This is a genomic window from Streptomyces sp. NPDC050704, from assembly GCF_040654355.1.
In the GTDB taxonomy this organism is placed as follows: Bacteria; Actinomycetota; Actinomycetes; order Streptomycetales; family Streptomycetaceae; genus Streptomyces.
Genome location: NZ_JBFAHW010000034.1, coordinates 1 through 18,792 on the forward strand (window position 1 = coordinate 1; position 18,792 = coordinate 18,792).

The 18,792-nt window shown below is 67.6% G+C and carries 18 protein-coding genes; 7 read left to right on the top strand and 11 right to left on the bottom strand.

Going from position 1 to position 18,792, the window contains the following annotated elements:
• Positions 1-95 precede the first annotated feature (95 nt).
• Positions 96-1,562: a CCA tRNA nucleotidyltransferase gene (locus AB0I18_RS20980; RefSeq protein WP_363107044.1), complete on the bottom strand. Its 1,467-nt coding sequence runs from the start codon at positions 1,560-1,562 to the stop codon at positions 96-98.
• Between the two features lie 233 nt (positions 1,563-1,795).
• Here AB0I18_RS20980 and AB0I18_RS20985 point away from each other — a divergent pair, with 233 nt between their 5' ends.
• The 7 genes from AB0I18_RS20985 (at position 1,796) to trxA (ending at position 11,514) form a co-directional block, all read left to right on the top strand.
• Positions 1,796-4,159, top strand: coding sequence for a DUF6049 family protein (locus AB0I18_RS20985; protein WP_363107045.1), 2,364 nt, complete (start codon positions 1,796-1,798; stop codon positions 4,157-4,159).
• Positions 4,160-4,205: 46 nt separating this feature from the next.
• Positions 4,206-6,461: a murein biosynthesis integral membrane protein MurJ gene (murJ, locus tag AB0I18_RS20990; RefSeq protein ID WP_363107046.1), complete on the top strand. Its 2,256-nt coding sequence runs from the start codon at positions 4,206-4,208 to the stop codon at positions 6,459-6,461.
• A gap of 118 nt (positions 6,462-6,579) precedes the next feature.
• On the top strand, positions 6,580-8,310 hold the full coding sequence (locus tag AB0I18_RS20995) for a protein kinase family protein (RefSeq protein WP_363107047.1): 1,731 nt from the start codon (positions 6,580-6,582) through the stop codon (positions 8,308-8,310).
• A 25-nt stretch (positions 8,311-8,335) separates the two neighbouring features.
• On the top strand, positions 8,336-9,049 hold the full coding sequence (gene sigM, locus AB0I18_RS21000; RefSeq protein ID WP_363107048.1) for an RNA polymerase sigma factor SigM: 714 nt from the start codon (positions 8,336-8,338) through the stop codon (positions 9,047-9,049).
• The gene (locus AB0I18_RS21005) at positions 9,046-9,972 is read left to right on the top strand and encodes a hypothetical protein (RefSeq protein ID WP_363107049.1); all 927 of its coding nucleotides are present in this window, start codon (positions 9,046-9,048) and stop codon (positions 9,970-9,972) included. Before sigM ends, AB0I18_RS21005 begins: the two co-directional genes overlap by 4 nt.
• 195 nt (positions 9,973-10,167) lie before the next feature.
• On the top strand, positions 10,168-11,139 hold the full coding sequence (trxB, locus tag AB0I18_RS21010) for a thioredoxin-disulfide reductase (RefSeq protein WP_363107050.1): 972 nt from the start codon (positions 10,168-10,170) through the stop codon (positions 11,137-11,139).
• A 42-nt stretch (positions 11,140-11,181) separates the two neighbouring features.
• Positions 11,182-11,514 carry a thioredoxin gene (gene trxA / locus AB0I18_RS21015; protein WP_033321301.1) on the top strand — a complete coding sequence of 111 codons (333 nt, stop codon included), beginning with the start codon at positions 11,182-11,184 and terminating at the stop codon, positions 11,512-11,514.
• Between the two features lie 128 nt (positions 11,515-11,642).
• Here trxA and AB0I18_RS21020 read toward each other — a convergent pair whose 3' ends face one another.
• The 10 genes from AB0I18_RS21020 to rpmH all read right to left on the bottom strand — a co-directional run bounded on the left by AB0I18_RS21020 (position 11,643) and on the right by rpmH (position 18,696).
• Positions 11,643-12,260 carry a GNAT family N-acetyltransferase gene (locus tag AB0I18_RS21020; protein ID WP_363107051.1) on the bottom strand — a complete coding sequence of 206 codons (618 nt, stop codon included), beginning with the start codon at positions 12,258-12,260 and terminating at the stop codon, positions 11,643-11,645.
• Between the two features lie 326 nt (positions 12,261-12,586).
• Positions 12,587-13,687: a ParB/RepB/Spo0J family partition protein gene (locus AB0I18_RS21025; RefSeq protein ID WP_363107052.1), complete on the bottom strand. Its 1,101-nt coding sequence runs from the start codon at positions 13,685-13,687 to the stop codon at positions 12,587-12,589.
• Positions 13,684-14,757 carry a ParA family protein gene (locus AB0I18_RS21030; protein ID WP_363107119.1) on the bottom strand — a complete coding sequence of 358 codons (1,074 nt, stop codon included), beginning with the start codon at positions 14,755-14,757 and terminating at the stop codon, positions 13,684-13,686. The genes AB0I18_RS21025 and AB0I18_RS21030 overlap by 4 nt, the downstream gene beginning before the upstream one ends.
• A gap of 206 nt (positions 14,758-14,963) precedes the next feature.
• Positions 14,964-15,101: a 2Fe-2S iron-sulfur cluster-binding protein gene (locus tag AB0I18_RS21035; protein WP_363107053.1), complete on the bottom strand. Its 138-nt coding sequence runs from the start codon at positions 15,099-15,101 to the stop codon at positions 14,964-14,966.
• Positions 15,102-15,131: 30 nt separating this feature from the next.
• A complete protein-coding gene (gene rsmG / locus AB0I18_RS21040; protein ID WP_363107054.1) occupies positions 15,132-15,848 on the bottom strand; it encodes a 16S rRNA (guanine(527)-N(7))-methyltransferase RsmG in 717 nt (238 codons plus the stop codon).
• A 139-nt stretch (positions 15,849-15,987) separates the two neighbouring features.
• Positions 15,988-16,500, bottom strand: a complete 513-nt coding sequence (locus AB0I18_RS21045; RefSeq protein WP_363107055.1) for a R3H domain-containing nucleic acid-binding protein — start codon at positions 16,498-16,500, stop codon at positions 15,988-15,990.
• Positions 16,501-16,515: 15 nt separating this feature from the next.
• The gene (gene yidC, locus AB0I18_RS21050; protein WP_363107056.1) at positions 16,516-17,802 is read right to left on the bottom strand and encodes a membrane protein insertase YidC; all 1,287 of its coding nucleotides are present in this window, start codon (positions 17,800-17,802) and stop codon (positions 16,516-16,518) included.
• A gap of 3 nt (positions 17,803-17,805) precedes the next feature.
• On the bottom strand, positions 17,806-18,171 hold the full coding sequence (yidD, locus tag AB0I18_RS21055; protein ID WP_363107057.1) for a membrane protein insertion efficiency factor YidD: 366 nt from the start codon (positions 18,169-18,171) through the stop codon (positions 17,806-17,808).
• Complete coding sequence (rnpA, locus tag AB0I18_RS21060) at positions 18,168-18,539, bottom strand: ribonuclease P protein component (RefSeq protein WP_363107058.1); 372 nt, start codon at positions 18,537-18,539, stop codon at positions 18,168-18,170. Before rnpA ends, yidD begins: the two co-directional genes overlap by 4 nt.
• A 19-nt stretch (positions 18,540-18,558) precedes the next feature.
• Positions 18,559-18,696: a 50S ribosomal protein L34 gene (rpmH, locus tag AB0I18_RS21065; RefSeq protein WP_006381191.1), complete on the bottom strand. Its 138-nt coding sequence runs from the start codon at positions 18,694-18,696 to the stop codon at positions 18,559-18,561.
• Positions 18,697-18,792: the final 96 nt, after the last annotated feature.

Consider the following 18,792-nt stretch of genomic DNA (forward strand, 5'->3'; position numbering starts at 1 on the left):
CGGGGAGTTTTTTACACCAAATCCTACGCCCCCGGCGTTTTCCGCTCGCGGAGGCGTGGGTTATTTTTGCCGGTCAACCTCCCCCCCACGCGTCTTCAGTTCTGCTCGGCCCACCACTCCTTGAGCGCCGCCACCGCCGCGTCGTACTCCATCGGGCCGTTCTCCAAGCGCAGCTCAAGCAGGAACTTATAGGCCTGTCCGATGGCCGGGCCTGGACCGACGCCCAGGACCTCCTGGATCTGGTTGCCGTCGAGGTCGGGCCGGATGGCGTCCAGCTCCTCCTGCTCCTGGAGCTGGGCGATCCGCTCCTCCAGACCGTCGTACGCACGCGAGAGCGCGGCGGCCCTGCGCTTGTTACGGGTCGTGCAGTCGGAGCGGGTCAGCTTGTGGAGGCGATCGAGGAGCGGGCCCGAGTCGCGCACATAGCGGCGGACCGCGGAGTCCGTCCACTCCCCGGTGCCGTAGCCGTGGAAGCGCAGGTGCAGCTCGACCAGCCGCGAGACGTCCTTCACGAGCTCGTTGGAGTACTTGAGCGCGGCCATCCGCTTCTTGGTCATCTTCGCGCCCACCACCTCGTGGTGGTGGAAGGAGACCCGTCCGTCACTCTCGAAGCGCCGCGTCCGCGGCTTGCCGATGTCGTGCAGCAGCGCGGCGAGGCGGAGGGTTAGGTCGGGGCCGTTCTCCTCCAGCTCCATGGCCTGCTCCAGGACGATCAGGCTGTGGTCGTAGACGTCCTTGTGCCGGTGATGCTCGTCCCGCTCCAGACGCAGCGCGGGCAGCTCGGGCAGCACACGGTCGGCGAGCCCCGTGTCGACGAGCAGCGTCAGCCCCTTGCGGGGGTTCGCGGAGAGGATCAGCTTGTTCAGCTCGTCGCGCACCCGCTCGGCGGAGACGATCTCGATCCGTTCGGCCATGGCCGTCATCGCCGCGACGACGTCCGGCGCCACCTCGAAGTCGAGCTGCGCGGCGAACCGGGCGGCCCGCATCATCCGCAGCGGGTCGTCGGAGAAGGACTCCTCGGGAGTGCCCGGCGTACGCAGGAATTGTGCGGCGAGATCGTCGAGCCCACCATGCGGGTCGATGAACTCCTTCTCGGGGAGCGCCACGGCCATCGCGTTCACCGTGAAGTCGCGACGAACCAGGTCTTCCTCGATCGAGTCGCCGTACGACACCTCAGGCTTGCGCGAGGTCCGGTCGTACGCCTCTGAACGGTACGTCGTCACCTCGATGTCGAAACGCTGATCGACGTCCCCGACGCGGGCGTCCTTCTGCGCCCCGACCGTGCCGAAGGCGATACCGACCTCCCACACGGCGTCCGCCCAGGGCCGCACGATCTTCAGTACGTCCTCGGGGCGGGCGTCGGTCGTGAAGTCCAGGTCGTTGCCGAGCCGACCGAGAAGCGCGTCCCGGACGGAGCCGCCGACCAGGGCGAGAGAGAACCCGGCCTCCTGAAAACGGCGGGCGAGATCATCGGCGACGGGGGACACCCGCAGCAGTTCGCTCACCGCGCGGCTCTGCACCTGACTCAGTGCACTGGGACTGTCTTCGTTGGCGTTCGACACAACAGAAAAGGTTACGTGGCCCAGACGCCCGCGAGCGCCTCCATTAAACGTCCACAGATACCCCCGCCGATCCGTGTGGGGATGCCGCCTTCGATACGTACACATAGTGGGACAGCACGCCCTCCCGCCGATCTTGTGGAGGAGACCGCGGCACTTACCCTCAGCGCGCATCGTTACCATGCGTGGACGCACATTCCGACGACCACTGACGACGACGAGGGACGGGCGAGCGCGTGGCCGAGGCGGCAGACTTCCAGGGGACGAGTCCCTCACCTGCCCGCCGCTGGCTGCGGCGCACCGGAGCACTGCTCGCCGGGGCGCCTCTGCTGGCCGGCGCCCTCCAGCTGCCCACGTCGCCGTCCGTGAACGCGGCGGTCCCCACGACCGTCGCCGAGGCCACCGGGCCCAGCACGGTAGACGTCTCCCTTGACTCGCTCAGTCCTCGTGTTCCCTCCGACGGGGACACGCTCACCGTCTCCGGCAGGGTCGTCAACAAAGGCAAGCAGACGGTCACTGACGCGTCTGTCGGCCTGCGGGTGGGCCCGACCATGAACGGCCGCTCGGCGATCGACAACGCCGACGACAACAACGAGTACGCGGGCACGCAAGCCGGTGACAAATACGAGGAGAAGTTCTCCAAGCTCACGCCGGGCGTCGCACAGACCTTCAGCATCTCCGTCCCTGTCGACAAGCTAGCCTTGAGCTCCGACGGCGTCTACCAGCTCGGTGTCACACTCGCCGGCCAGACCGCCGCCACACCGTACGAGCGAATCCTCGGCATCGAGCGGACCTTCCTGCCGTGGCAGCCCGACGCCCCGGATACGAAGTCCAGGACGACGTTCTTGTGGCCGCTCATCTCCACGTCCCACATGACGGCCGAGACGGGCTCGAACGAACAGCAGACCCCCGTCTTCAAGGACGACGGCCTGGCCGCCGAGCTCTCCCCCGGCGGTCGCCTGCAGCAGCTCCTCTCGCTCGGCAAGAACCTCGATGTCACCTGGGTCATCGACCCGGACCTGCTCGCTTCCGTCGACGCGATGACGCGCGGCTACCGGGTCCAGGTGAACGGCTCCAGTACGACCACCACGGCCGGCACGCACCAGGCGGTGGCCAAGCAGTGGCTGGCCGAGCTGGAGAAGACGGTCGCCGACAAGGAAGTCGTCGCCCTCCCCTTCGCCGACCCGGACCTGGCGTCGCTGGCCCACAAGGGCAAGCCCGTCACCGGGTCGCTGAGTCACCTCAAGGACGCCACCACCGTGGCCGCGACCACGGTCCAGTCGATCCTCCACGTCACGCCCAGCACGGACTACGCCTGGCCCGCGAACGGCGCGATCGACCCGTCGATCGTCAAGGTCGCCACGTCCGCCGGCGCCGACACGGTGATCTCCCGCAGCGACAGCCTGAAGGAGACCGGCACTCTCCCGTACACGCCGTCCGCGGCCCGCCCCATCGGCGGCGGCACCACCGCGGTGGTCGCGGACGCCCGCCTCTCGACGGTTTTCCAGGGCGACATGACGGTGGCCGGCAACTCCACCCTCGCCGTGCAGCGGTTCCTCGCACAGAGCCTGATGCTCACGCTCCAGGCCCCGGACAGGCAGCGCAGCGTCGTGGTCGCCCCGCAGCGTATGCCGACGGGCAGCCAGGCCCAGACGATGGCACAGGCACTCACAGCGCTTCAGAGCGGGAACTGGTCGCAGTCGGCGGGCCTGGCCGCCGCCGCCAAGGCCAAGCCGGACCCTGGCGCCACCACACGGGTCCCGTCGGCGTCCTCGTACCCCCCCTCGCTGCGCAAGCAGGAACTGCCGCAGCCGGCCTTCGTGCAGATCGAGAGGACACAGGGGGAGCTCGACAGCTTCCAGGTGATCCTCGCGGACAAGTCCCGGGTGGCCACCCCCTTCGGGCGGGCCATGGACCGGGCGATGTCCACGTCCTGGCGCGGCCTCACCACCGAGGCGACGGTGTACCGCGACGGTGTGGAGCAGTACCTCATCGGGCTCACCGAGGGTGTCGGGCTGATCGAGAAGTCCGAGGCGAAGCTCTCGGGCCGCAGCGCCACGATCCCCGTCACCGTGCAGAACAACCTCGTGCAGGGCGTCGATCACCTGGTACTGCGCCTGACCTCGACGCAGCCGAGCCGCCTCAGCATCGGCGAGGAGGCCTTCGACGAGCAGCCGGTCGCGGTCTCGGGCGGGCACAGCCAGTCGGTGAAGTTCACCACCAACGCCCACGCCAACGGACGGTCGGCGGTGGTCGCCCAGCTCTTCACGGAGGACGGTGAGGCGTACGGCCCCGCCATCACCTTCGACGTGCGGGTCACCGAGATCACCCCGACGGTCATGCTGGTCATCGCCGGTGGTGTCCTGCTGCTCGTGCTCGCCGGATTCCGGATGTACACGCAGCGCAAGCGGGCGGCCTCCCGCCACGCCGAGCAGGAATCGGAGAACGTCCACGCGGACGACGAGGCCGAGGACGCTCCCGATGAGCCGTCCGGCGCCGAGTCGAGGGCAGACGACCCGGAGCACCCGAGTGACCCTTCACCGGACACCGCACCGGAAGTCACCGACCCGTCCGGCACGGGTGAGAGAGTGGACCGTTGAGCGATGTCGTGGCCCGTGGGCCCGGGGACGATGAGGTGGGGTAACCATGAACGCGCCGTACGACGGTGACCGCGGTCAGGGCGCGGGCGGCTCCGGCTACCCCGACGACCCGCCGCAGGGCCCGCCGGAACCGGGCGAGGTTCCTCCGCAGCCCGCAGCCGACGGGTACTTCCAGGACGCCTACGCCCAGGATCCCTACCGCGCGCAGGACCTCTCCGCCCAGGACCCCGTCGCCGAGGCGCTCTACGACCGTGCGGCGCACCCTCCGCCACCACCCGGCACGTACCAGCCCCAGCCGCCGCTCTACGCCCAGCCGCCTCAGTCCCCGTACGCCCCCGACCCACGCGTGTGGGCGCAGACCCCGGCGCCCGAACCCGAGGGCCCCACGCAGTACCTCCCGTACGGGGACGACGCCCGTACGACCCAGTTCGTGGGCGTGGACGACCTGGTGACCCAGGCCGGCGAGCAGCGGCACGAGCCGGACGCGTTCGCGCATCTCTTCCGGGATCAGCAGCAGGGCGGCGGGCATCCGCCGATGGAACACCCGTCCGTGCCGGGTCCAGCACACGCAAAGCCCGCGGGCCAGGGTCCGCCGGCACACCCTCCGACCCCGGAGCCGGTTTCCGCATCCCCCGCACCCGCCACGCCCGCGGGACACGCGGCGAAGAAGGGCGGGCGGGCCTCGGGCCTGCTGAAGTCGAGCGCGGTGATGGCGGCCGGCACGATGGTGTCCCGGCTCACGGGCTTCATCCGCTCGGCGTTGATCGTTGCTGCGCTGGGCGTCGGTATGCTCGGTGACACCTTCCAGGTCGCCTACCAACTGCCGACGATGATCTACATCCTGACCGTCGGCGGCGGCCTCAACTCAGTCTTCGTACCGCAGCTCGTGCGCGCCATGAAGGACGACGAGGACGGCGGTGAGGCATACGCCAACCGCCTTCTGACCCTCGTAGTGGTGGCTCTCGGCGCGCTCACCGTGCTTGCGGTCCTCGCCGCGCCTCTCCTGGTCCGCGTGCTGTCCGCGCCGGTCGCCGGTGATGAGGCGGCCAACGAGGTCGCCATCACCTTCGCCCGCTACTTCCTGCCGACGATCTTCTTCATGGGCATTCACGTGGTGATGGGCCAGATCCTGAACGCCCGCGGAAAGTTCGGCGCGATGATGTGGACTCCGGTCCTCAACAACATCGTCATCATCGTGACGCTCGGTCTGTTCATCTGGGTGTACGGCACCGCGGCCAACTCCGGGATGGTCGTCACGAACATCCCGCCGGAGGGTCAGCGCCTGCTCGGCATCGGCGTGCTGCTCGGCCTTGTCGTGCAGGCCCTCGCGATGATCCCTTACCTTCGCGAGACCGGCTTCCGGCCGCGGCTCCGCTTCGACTGGAAGGGCCACGGTCTTGGCAAGGCCGCGATGCTCGCCAAGTGGACGATCCTGTTCGTCCTCGCCAACCAGGCGGGCGCTGTCGTCGTCACCCAGCTGGCCACTTCGTCGGTCGCCGACACGGATATCCCCGGCACCGGCATCAGCGCCTACGCCAACGCCCAGCTGATCTGGGGCCTCCCACAGGCCATCATCACCGTCTCGCTGATGGCCGCCCTGCTGCCACGGCTCTCGCGCTCGGCCCACGAGGGAGACAGTGGCGCGGTCCGGGACGACATCTCCCAGGGACTGCGGACGACCGCCGTCGCGATCGTGCCCATCTCCTTCGGCCTCGTCTCGCTCGGCATCCCCATGTGCACGCTGATCTTCGGCTCCTCCGGCACCAGCGCGGCCACGAACATGGGTTACATGCTGATGGCCTTCGGCCTCGGTCTGATCCCGTACTCCGTTCAGTACGTCGTGCTGCGAGCCTTCTACGCGTACGAGGACACCCGCACCCCCTTCTACAACACGGTCATCGTGGCCGTCGTCAACGCCAGCGCATCCGCGCTCTGCTTCTTCCTCCTTCCCCCGCGCTGGGCCGTCGCGGGCATGGCCGCCTCCTACGGTCTCGCCTACGCGATCGGCGTGGGAGTCGCGTGGAGCAGGCTGCGCAAGCGGCTGGGCGGCGATCTGGACGGCGCCCGCGTCCTGCGTACGTACGCCCGGCTCGGTATCGCGTCGGTGCCGGCCGCGCTGCTCAGCGGTGCGGCCGTCTACGGAATCGGCCACACGCTGGGACAGGGGGTCGGCGGCTCGTTCGCCGCCCTGCTCGGTGGTGGTGTCGTACTGCTCGGTGTCTTCTTCGTCGCCGCGCGGCGGATGCGTATCGAGGAGCTGAACGGAATGGTCGGCATGGTCCGCGGGCGCCTTGGGCGCTGAGGCGGGGGTAGGCGCACAACCATCGTCCGCGACCGCGTGTCGTGCATAGGGGCGGACTGTGGGCACAATTGGCTTTGGCGTCGGAGAGCGCGCAACGGATGGGGAGGCAGGAACGACGGTGGCGGAACGGATCACGGCTGCCGTCGACGTGGCAGACAACAGCGGTGACGAGCCGCTGACCGCGCAGGCGGACCAGTCCACGGCCGACGGGGTGGCCCAGAACCGGGAGCGGGACACGGAAAGCTCGGAGAGCAAAGAGGAGCAGGGGAGCGGAGGGGACGAGAGCCCCGGCAGGACCTCACCGCCCGAGTTGCACAGCGGTCACAAGCTCGCCAGACGCTACCGGCTGGAAGAGTGCGTCACCCGTCTGGACGGTTTCAGCAGTTGGCGTGCGGTGGACGAGAAGCTCCGCCGCGCGGTCGGTGTGCATCTACTGCCCGCCGACCACCCGCGAGCGCGCTCCGTCCTGGCCGCGGCCCGGTCCTCCGCGCTGCTGGGCGATCCCCGCTTCGTCCAGGTCCTGGACGCGGTCGAGGAGAACGACCTCGTCTATGTGGTGCACGAGTGGCTGCCTGACGCCACAGAGCTGACGGCACTCCTGGCCTCCAGCCCGCTGGAGGTACACGAGGCGTACCAGATGGTCAGCCAGATCTCCCAGGCGATGGCCGCCGCACACCGCGAGGGGCTGGCCCATCTGAAGCTGACCCCGGGTGCCGTGCTGCGCACTTCGTCCGGTCAGTGGCGCATCCGCGGCCTCGCCGTGAACGCCGCTCTGCGCGGCATCAGCTCGGACACCCCGCAGCGCACCGACACGGAAGCGATCGGCGCGTTGCTGTACGCCGCTCTCACCCAGCGCTGGCCGTACGAGGACGACGCGTACGGCCTCGCCGGCCTGCCCAAGGGCGTCGGTCTCATCGCCCCCGACCAGGTGCGGGCAGGCGTGCACCGAGGTCTGTCGGAGCTGACGATGCGCGCGCTCGTCAACGACGGCGCGACCGCGTCCCGCCAGGAGCCTCCGTGCACCACGCCGGAGGAGCTGGTCAAGGCGGTCGGCGAGATGCCCCGCATCCGTCCGCCGGAGCCCGCGTTCACGGCGCCGCCGGATTACCAGCGCACCACGTACCAGCAGGGCAGCTACGGCCGTTCGGCGCCCCATCAAGGCGCCGCCCAGCCGGTACCGTCCCCACCGCCTCCGCTGCAGAGCCGTACCGGCAAGGCCCTCAAGTGGACCGTGTCAGCGCTCCTGATCGCCGCGCTGGGCCTCGGGAGCTGGCAGTTGGCGGACGCGCTCATGGATCGCGGGAACTCCGACGACACAGGCAACAACACCCAGACCACAGACGACAAGGACAAGGGCAACAACAAGCCCAAGCCGGTCAAGCCGCTCGACATCCAGGGTGCCCAGGAGTACGTGGCCGAGGGCGACGCCCAGCATCCCGGCGACGTGGACAAGACATACGACGACAGCTCGACCACGGGATGGCGGACCAACAGCTACAAAGAAGGTCCAAAAATATTGATCAAGCCCGGCGTCGGCATCGTCTACGACTTCGGCTCCGCCAAGGAGGTGTCGGCCGCGACGCTCTCGCTTCGGTACGGCGGCGACCACACGACGGTCAAGTTGTTCGCTACCGACTCACTGGGGTCGTCCACGCCTCTGGGCTCGATGAAGGAGCTCGGTACGGTCACGACGAGCAGCACCTCCGCGAAGGTGACGGTCGACAAGCCGGTGAAGAGTCGCTACGTGCTCGTTTGGCTGACGGCGCTGCCCTATTCCGGAGAAGATTCCGTCAACTTCAGCGACGTCGGCTACAAGCAGGCCATCACGGACCTGAAGTTCACCGGCTGAACACTCACGGAAGGGAGGGGATCCGATGGCGGACGACGCCGGATACAGCGAAGTAAGCGATCAGGATCTCCTTGCCCGTCATGTCGAGGGTGACCCCGACGCCTTCGGCGAGCTTGTCCGGCGTCATCGTGATCGGCTCTGGGCCGTGGCCCTGCGGACCCTGGGCGACCGCGAGGAGGCCGCTGACGCCGTCCAGGACGCTCTTGTGTCCGCCTACCGGGCCGCCCACACCTTCCGCGGCCAGTCGGCCGTCACGACGTGGCTGCACCGGATCACGGTGAACGCGTGCCTGGACCGCGCTCGTAAGGCCGCCTCCAGGAAGACCTCCCCCGTGGACGACACGGAACGACTTGAGCAACTCCTGGAGCCACATGAGTCGGCTTCCGCTCCGGCCGAGCGCAATGATCTGCACCGTGAGCTGCTGGAGGCACTGGGCACCCTGCCGCCCGACCAGCGGGCCGCCCTCGTCCTGGTGGACATGCAGGGCTACCCGGTGGCGGAGGCCGCCCGGGTGCTCGACGTGCCGACCGGCACGGTCAAGAGCCGCTGCGCGCGCGGCAGAGCCAGACTTCTCCCGCTGCTCAAACACCTGCGTACGGACAGCGGGAGCGAAAGAGAGAGCAAGAGGTCGGGTGAGGGAAGGAACCGCACGGAGGGGACATCCGTCCCACCCGCAGCGGGAGTACACGACGGACCGAGCGATTCAGCTGCTGTGAAGGGCGGAGGTGGGCGAGCGTGACATCCACGACCGACACGGCCGGGCACCCGGAAGTCACGGAGATCTCCGACCTGACCGAAGGTCTGCTCCCTCCCCCCCGTACGGCGGATGTGCGTCGTCACCTGGACGACTGCCCGCTCTGCGCCGACGTGTACAACTCGCTGGAAGAGATCCGCGGCATGCTCGGCACGCTGCCGGGCCCGCCCCGTATGCCCGCCGATGTCGCGGGTCGCATCGATGCCGCCCTCGCCGCCGAGGCCCTGCTGAACGCCACAGCGCCCGATGCCGGCGGGAAGGACGTCCCGGGCTCCATCAGCACTGCCCTGCGCATGTCGGACGTAGACGACGGCGGGCATGTTTCACGTGAAACATCGACCATGGCCGACCGCCCCTCGGGACGTCCTCGCGCCGCCACCGGCCCGGGTCGCGCGACCCGCCCGCGCCGTGGACGTCGAGGCACCGTCGTCCTGGGCGCTATGTTCACGGCCGCGGCGCTCGGACTCGGCGGGCTGCTCTTCCAGACAATGGGCAACGACACCCCGGGCAACGATTCCGCGACGTCAGCCCCGAAGCAGAGCGACTCCGGGGACACCTTCGCCGGGGGAAAGCTGGAAACCCAGGTGTCGGATCTCCTCGCCAAGAGCGGCCAAGGCGATAAGAAGGACGGCAGCCCCCGCAGTTGGGGCACCGCATCCACTGACGAGCCCAACATCCTGGACGCTCCCTCGGTACCCGACTGCATCAAACAGGGCATCGGCCGCGACGAGGCTGCTCTCGCCGCCAAGGAAGGTCCCTACAAAGGTCGGGACGCCTATCTCGTGGTGCTGCCCGACGCCTCGGACTCCACACGGGTCACGGCGTACGTGGTCGACTCCGCCTGCGTGGGCAAGGAGTCGCCTCCCGCAGGCAAGCTCCTGTTGCAGCGCTCCTATCCGCAAGACTGAGTGAGTTCGGCTCTGCCGCGCATCACCCCGTGCCCATCCTGCGTCATCCCTGGCAGCCCCGTGCGATGACGCATCTTCGTGTGCTCGGACACAGTGGGAATGCGCGCCCCTTAGGATCCGTTGGGTGGGGTGAGAGTTCTGAGAGAGGCTCCCACCGGTTGTACGAAGCAGTCTCCAGAGACGAGGAATCAAGCCGTGAGCGACGTCCGTAACGTGATCATCATCGGCTCCGGGCCCGCCGGCTACACGGCGGCGCTCTACACTGCGCGCGCGTCGCTTAAGCCGCTGGTGTTCGAGGGCGCCGTCACCGCAGGCGGTGCGCTGATGACGACCACCGAGGTGGAGAACTTCCCCGGGTTCCAGGACGGCATCATGGGCCCTGAGCTCATGGACAACATGCGGGCTCAGTCCGAGCGCTTCGGTGCCGAGCTCGTTCCGGACGACATCGTCGCGGTGGACCTCAGCGGCGAGATCAAGACCGTCACGGACACGGCGGGCACGGTGCACCGGGCGAGGGCCGTCATCGTCGCCACAGGCTCCCAGCACCGCAAGCTGGGGCTGCCCAAGGAGGACGCTCTTTCCGGACGCGGCGTCTCCTGGTGCGCGACCTGTGACGGCTTCTTCTTCAAGGACCAGGACATCGCCGTGATCGGCGGTGGCGACACGGCGATGGAGGAGGCCACCTTCCTCTCCCGGTTCGCCAAGTCCGTGACCATCGTCCACCGCCGCGACACCCTGCGCGCCTCCAAGGCGATGCAGGAGCGCGCCTTCGCCGACCCGAAGATCAAGTTCGTCTGGGACAGCGAGGTCGCCGAGATCCAGGGCGACCAGAAGCTCTCCGGCCTGAAGCTGCGCAACCTGAAGACCGGCGAGATGTCGGACCTGCCGGTCACCGGCCTCTTCATCGCGATCGGCCACGACCCTCGCACCGAGCTCTTCAAGGGCCAGCTCAAGCTCGACGACGAGGGCTACCTCAAGGTCGAGGCACCTTCGACCCATACGAACCTGACGGGTGTCTTCGGCGCCGGCGATGTTGTCGACCACACCTACCGCCAGGCCATCACCGCGGCAGGCACCGGCTGCTCCGCCGCCCTCGACGCCGAGCGCTTCCTCGCCGCTCTCACGGACGCCGAGGCGGCCGCGGAGCCCGAGAAGACCACCGTCTGACCTCCCATCCGCCCCACGCACCAACCAGTTAAGGAGCCCGCCGTGGCCGGCACCCTGAAGCACGTGACCGACGACTCTTTCGAGCAGGACGTACTCAAGAGCGACAAGCCCGTACTGGTGGACTTCTGGGCCGCCTGGTGCGGTCCGTGCCGCCAGATCGCGCCGTCTCTTGAGGCGATCGCCGCCGAGTACGGTGACAAGATCGAGGTCGTCAAGCTCAACATCGACGAGAACCCGGGTACGGCCGCCAAGTACGGCGTCATGTCCATCCCGACCCTGAACGTCTACCAGGGTGGCGAGGTCGCCAAGACCATCGTCGGTGCGAAGCCGAAGGCCGCGATCGTGCGGGACCTCGAGGACTTCATCACCGAGTAGTCCGGCAGGACGCTGTACGCGTGCGGCGGTGTTTCACGTGAAACACCGATGGGCCAGCCCGGACGGGCTGGCCCATCTGCATGTCCGGCACATGCGCGAACGCGTCCGGAAGAGGTTTGAGGAAACACCTACAGCGGACGCAGTGCTGGTTCCTTCTGTACGGCTCCAAGGAGCCGGTCGAGCGCCAGCTCCACGTCTTCCTTCCAGGAGAGCGTCGTGCGCAGCTCCAGCCGCAACCGCGGGTACGTCGGGTGGGGCCGGACCGTCTTGAACCCCACGGCCAGGAGATGGTCGGCGGGCAGGACGCAGGCTGGTTCCTTCCAGCGGGCATCTCCGAAAGCCTCGATCGCCTTGAAGTTCCGTCGCAGCAGATCCTTGGCGACCGTCTGGACGATCACACGTCCGAGCCCCTGCCCCTGATAGCCCGGCATGATGAAGGCGGTCATCAGCTGGACCGCGTCAGGGGAGACCGGGCTTGTCGGGAAGGCCGTGGAGCGCGGTACGTACGCGGGAGGCGCGTACAACACGAAGCCGACCGGCACGTCGTCCACGTAGACCACCCGGCCGCAGGATCCCCACTCCAACAGGACAGCGGAGATCCACGCCTCTTTCTCCAGCTCGGGTGTGCCTGCCTTTACCGCGGCCTGCCCGCTGACTGGGTCCAACTCCCAGAAGACACACGCGCGACAGCGCTTGGGAAGGTCCTGAAGGTTGTCCAGCGTGAGCGGTACGAGCCGGCGCCCCATGAAGGCAGTTCCTCGCTTCCTTCGCCCGCAGCGTCGCGGGCGGCTGTCAGAGCGCTCCGTTCCCTGAGCAGGCTACCGACGAACCCGCCGACCGCGCCGAGCCCCAGGCCCGCACTCACCAGTCCGGTGCGGCTCACCGATCGCATGGCCCCCGCCTCCCCACAGAAGGTGCTGCCAGGTGGATGCGCCATACCCAAACGCATCGTATCCACGATGTGATTCCGTCGATACCGCCAGAAAGCAAAGAGCGGGCCAGTGTCCGGTGTGCACCGGACGCTGGCCCGCTCTCCTGGTTGGCCGATCGTCATCGTCCAGCCGACGGAGACTCAGGCTTCCGTCTCCTCGGAGTCGTCGTCCAGGAGGCTCTTCTGCAGAACCGGCCCCTCACCCGGAGCCAGCGATCCGAGAATCCGCTCAAGGTCGTCCATCGAGGCGAACTCGACAGTGATCTTGCCCTTCTTCTGGCCGAGGTCGACCTTCACCCGGGTCTCGAAGCGGTCCGAGAGACGGGTCGCAAGATCGCTGAGCGCCGGAGAAAGCCGAGTGCCGGCCCGCGGCCCCTTGGAACGCGGGGACGACTGCGGCCGCGACCCCATGAGGGTGACGATCTCTTCGACGGCCCGCACCGACAGCCCTTCGGCCACGATCCGGTGAGCCAGCCGGTCCTGCTCCTCCGAGTCCGCGACAGAGAGCAGGGCACGTGCGTGTCCGGCCGAGAGAACCCCAGCGGCAACGCGACGCTGAACCGACGGCGAGAGCTTCAGCAGACGCAGGGTGTTGGAGACCTGAGGACGCGACCGGCCGATCCGGTCCGCCAGCTGATCGTGCGTGCAGTTGAAGTCCTGGAGCAGCTGGTCGTAAGCGGCCGCCTCTTCCAGCGGATTCAGCTGAGCTCGGTGAAGGTTCTCCAGGAGCGCGTCGAGGAGAAGCTTGTCGTCCTCCGTGGCCCGCACGATCGCCGGAATGGCATCGAGCCCCGCCTCACGGCAGGCCCGCAAGCGCCGCTCGCCCATGATGAGCTCGTAGCGTGCCGGGCCCAGCTGTCGCACGACGACCGGCTGGAGAAGCCCGACCTCCTTGATGGAGGTGACGAGTTCCGCGAGAGCGTCCTCGTCGAACACTTCGCGGGGCTGACGCGGATTCGGAGCGATCGAGTCGACGGGCAGCTCGGCGAAGTGCACGCCGACGGGTTCCGCCGGCACCTCCGTGAAGCCGTTCGCCGACAGGTCCTCGGTTTCATGTGAAACATGGGCTGGCGGAAGCGTGGCCACCTTGGCCGCCGCCACCCCACGCTCTGCGGTAAGCAGGGGCACGGCCGCCGGTGAAGTGGACGCTCCGCCCATCGCCGGTGACGACTTCTCCCCTGTCGGTGCAGCAGGGATCAGTGCGCCGAGACCACGGCCCAACCCCCTCCGTCGCTCACTCACTGGATGCCCTCCACCATGCTCTGTTCGTTGTGTGCGCCCATATGGGCATGCTGCGCGTCGTACGTCATACCGACACCGCGCAACGCGATTTCCCGTGCCGCCTCGAGATAGGAGAGGGCACCGCTCGACCCTGGGTCGTAAGTCAGCACTGTCTGCCCGTAGCTCGGGGCCTCGGAGATACGGACCGAGCGTGGAATGCTCGTCCGCAGTACCTCGTCACCGAAGTGATTGCGCACCTCGTCGGCGACCTGGGACGCGAGGCGCGTCCGGCCGTCGTACATGGTGAGCAGGATCGTCGACACATGCAGGTCCGGGTTGAGGTGCCCCCGGACCAGGTCGACGTTACGCAGCAGCTGACCCAAGCCTTCCAGCGCGTAATACTCGCACTGAATCGGGATGAGGACTTCCGCACCGGCGACGAGCGCGTTGACCGTCAGCAGCCCCAGGGAGGGCGGGCAGTCGATGAGGATGTAGTCCAGCGGCTGCTCGTACGCCTGGATCGCTCGCTCCAGTCGGCTTTCCCGCGCCACCAGGGACACCAGCTCGATCTCCGCACCGGCGAGATCGATCGTGGCGGGCGCACAGAAGAGACCCTCGACATCAGGGACCGGCTGGACGACTTCGGAGAGCGGCCTGCTGTCGATCAGCACGTCGTAAATGGAAGGAACTTCAGCGTGATGGTCGATACCCAGCGCCGTGGAGGCATTGCCCTGAGGATCGAGGTCGACCACCAGGACTCGACCGCCATGCAGAGCGAGTGAGGCGGCAAGGTTGACCGTGGTCGTGGTCTTGCCCACCCCGCCCTTCTGATTGGCGACCACCATGACGCGTGTCTGCTCGGGCCGTGGCAGGCCCTCGCCTGCGCGGCCCAGGGCCTCCACCGCAAGTTGGGCAGCACGACCGATGGGAGTGTCGTCCATCGGGGGCGGTGTTTCACGTGAAACATCGTCCCCCATCGACTCGGTACGGGGACCGGGGACCGGATCGGTCATCGGTCCCGCGATGTTGGCGTCGGACCGCAAGGATTCACTCTCCTCGACTTCAGGCTCGCAATGAACAGAGCCTCCCATGTCTTCGGGGTCGTGAACCAGCGAGGCCCGTGCTTCTGTGGAGAAATCCACCTCTGTGGACAACTCCGTGCCCTCTCCGGGGGACGTGACGTCGTCAGGAGAGGGTCTTTTTCCGAAGGATCGGAAGGATCCCAGGGGGTTGCGGTCGCGGGGTTCGGCCGCGGCGCGCCCGCGACTGATGATGCCGTGCAGCAGTGAGCGACGTTTCACGTGAAACACGATGCACAGCCACCATGCCCACAACCGCGCGACACTCCGGCATGCGTACGTTTGACAGCTTGTGTGGAGTACGTCTCGTCGTCAGGACGGATCAATGAACGAACGTCCGGCCTGACAACAAGCATCCCGAAGGCGCCGTCATTCCCAAGCGAGCGTCAACGACGCCGCCGAGCCCGCCCCGTGCGCGCCGCCTTCGCCCGCTTGGCGGCAAAACGCACCCCGCCGGGACTCTCTCCGACCTCGACCCGCACCACGGTGGCAAGCGGATCCACCACGCCCTCACCGACGTGGAGCACGGAAGTATCCACGGCGCCGAGCTTGCTCAGAGCGGCCCCGGCGCCCTTGACCTCTTCCTCCGCTGTATCGCCCTTGAGCAGGAGCATCTCCCCGTACGGACGCAGCAGCGGAACTCCCCAGGCCGCGAGACGGTCCAGCGGTGCCACAGCACGCGCCGTCACCACGTGGACCGGATGCAGTGTGCCGAGCACCTCCTCGGCACGCCCCCGCACGACAGTGACGTGGTCGAGGCCCAGCAGCTCCACGACCTCGGTGAGGAAGTTCGTACGCCGCAGCAGCGGCTCCAGCAGCGTGATCTTCAGATCAGGTCGAACGAGGGCCAGCGGGATACCGGGCAGGCCGGCCCCCGAACCGACGTCGCACACGGTCACACCCTGGGGAACGACCTCCGAGAGCACCGCGCAGTTCAGCAGGTGCCGTTCCCACAGACGAGGCACCTCACGAGGGCCGATCAGACCGCGCTGCACTCCCGCGTCCGCCAGCAGCTCCGCGTAGCGAACCGCGTCCGCGAAGCGATCGCCGAATACCGCCCGGGCCTGCTCGGGCGCAGGGGGAAGCTCCACTGCCTCCGTCACGGGGAACCGTCCTTCCGTACCGCATAAGCGCACTGCGCGCTGACTACCAGGACTATCAGGAAGTATCGACGACTATCAGGCCGACAAAATTCGGCCCCGTCTGCGAACACAGACGGGGCCGGTGGAACGACGTACTTGATCAGGCGGGGAGCACGACTACGAAGCGCTCGGGCTCCTCGCCCTCGGACTCGCTGCGCAGGCCCGCGGCCTTGACCGCGTCGTGCACCACCTTGCGCTCGAACGGGGTCATCGCCTTCATCTTCACCGGCTCGCCGGAGCTCCTGACCTCGGCCGCGGCCTTCGCACCCAGTTCGGAGAGTTCCTCCCGCTTCTTGGCCCGGTAGCCCGCGATGTCGAGCATCAGCCGACTGCGGTCCCCGGTCTCCCGGTGCACGGCCAGCCGTGTGAGCTCCTGGAGGGCCTCCAGCACCTCGCCGTCGCGGCCGACCAACTTCTGCAGATCACGGCCGCTGCTGTCGCTGATGATCGAGACAGCCGCGCGATCGGCCTCGACATCCATGTCGATGTCACCATCGAGGTCGGCGATGTCCAGCAGACCCTCGAGGTAGTCCGCCGCGATCTCGCCCTCCTGCTCCAGGCGGGTCAGGGTGTCGCCACCCTCGGTGGCGGCGGAGGTGGTGCCTTCCGTCACGGGATGGACTCCTTCTTACTTCTTGGACGGCGACTTGGGCCGCTGAGGACCCTTGCGCTGTCCTGACTGGGCCTTGCTACGGGTGCCACCGGACGCGGGCTTGCCGCCCGCCGGCTTGGGCCCGGGCTTGGCGTCCTGCGTTTCGTCGGACTTGGTGAGGGAGGTCTTCGGCTCGGACTCGCCCGCCGCCTTGGCAGCGCCCTGGGCGCTGCCCGACTGACGCCGGGACTTGCTCTGCCGCTTGGGCTGCTGGCGCTTGGGAGCGCCACCCGTCGCCGGCGTGCCGTCCTCGGCCTCGACGACGTTCGAGACCTCGCTCTTCACCACGTTGCCGTCCGACTGAGCCGCGAGGCCCGCCTTGTTCAGACCGTTGATGAACTTGCGCTCGAACTCGTTGCGGTCGCGGCCCTTTGCGACGATCGCCTTGACGATGGCCTTCTCACCACGGCTGCGGGTCTTGCCGTGCTTGAGAACGTGCTTCTGCAGACGCTCCAGATACGAGGCCTGCGCCTTGCTGCCCGGCGTCGGGTTGTTGTGGATCACGTACATCTGCTGGCCCATGGTCCACACGTTGGTGGTCAGCCAATAGACGAGGACACCCACGGGGAAGTTGATGCCGAAGACGGCGAACATGATCGGGAAGACGTACATCAGCATCTTCTGCTGCTGCATGAACGGCGTCTTCACCGTCGTGTCGACGTTCTTCGTCATCAGCTGGCGCTGCGTGTAGAACTGCGACGCCGACATCAGGACGATCATGATCGCGGTGATGACCCGGACGTCGGTCAGCGATGCGCCGAGCGCCTCGACCTTGTTCGAGTTGTCCGTGAACTTCGCGGCCAGCGGAGCACCGAAGATGTGCGCCTTCTGCGCGCTCTCCAGCAGCCGGTTGTTGATCACGCCGATGGTGTCGTTCGACGCGATGCTGTTGAGCACGTGGTACAGGGCGAAGAAGAACGGGGACTGCGCCAGGATGGGAAGGCACGAGGAGAGCGGGTTGGTACCCGCCTCCTTGTACATCTTCATCATCTCTTCGGACTGGCGCTGCTTGTCGTTCTTGTAGCGCTCCTGGATCTTCTTCATCTCGGGCTGCAGCGTCTGCATGGCCCGAGTCGCCTTGATCTGCTTCACAAAGAGCGGGATCAGGCAGATACGGATCAGGATCACCAGGGACACGATGGACAGGCCCCAGGCCCAGCCCGTGTCAGCACCGAAGATCGCGCCGTACACCGAGTGGAACTGGACGATGACCCAGGAAACGGGTGTCGTGATGAAGCTGAAAATACTGGCAATCGTGTCCACTAATCAGGCTCCTTGAGCATGGGACGAGGTCTCGGCGGCCGGGCTCGAGGGATGGTTGGACATACCGTGCCCCTCGGTGGCCGGTTCGGCGGCGGAGTTCCCGCCCTTGCGTGCGCGCCAGGTGTTGCGCAGCATTTCGTGCCATCGCGGACGCTTACGCGGCGGGACATGGTCCACACCGCCCAGCGACCACGGATTGCACCGCAGGATGCGCCAGGCGGTAAGTCCCGTGCCCTTGATCGCACCATGGCGGTCGATGGCCTGATACCCGTAGTGGGAACACGACGGGTAGTACTTGCACACCGGTCCGAGCAACGGACTGATGGTCCACTGGTACAGCTTGATGAAAGCCAGCAGTGGGTACTTCATCGCGCGCCCCCTCCCAGCAGCCGCTCCAGGGCGGCATCCAGGTCTCGGGCCAGCTGTGCATGGTCGGCGTCGCCCGCACCGGGCAGCGCTCGTACGACTACCAGGCTACCGGGGGGCAGCAGGGCCACTCGGTCGCGCATCAGATGGCGAAGCCTGCGCTTCACCTTGTTGCGCACGACAGCACCGCCCACGGCTTTGCTGACAACGAAACCCGCACGCGTCGGGGGAGCGCTCTCCCCAGGCGCGTGCGGGTTTGTTGCACCGCTACGTAGATGGACGACGAGAAGGGGTCGTCCGGCCCGGCGTCCTCGGCGTACCGCGGTCGCGAAGTCCTCGCGCCGCCTCAGCCGATGCTCGGTAGGCAGCACGTCATGACCTGTTAAGTAATCAGGCGGACAGGCTGGCGCGACCCTTGCCACGGCGGTTCGCGAGAATCGCGCGACCGGCACGGGTGCGCATCCGCAGGCGGAAGCCGTGGGTCTTGGCACGACGACGGTTGTTCGGCTGGAAGGTGCGCTTGCTCACTCGGGGGCTCCAGAAAGAATCGGTAGTGGCGGGGTGCCGCCATGGCTGTCACCGTGCGCCCACGAGTAGCTCGTATTAACGCCCGAGTGCACCGCT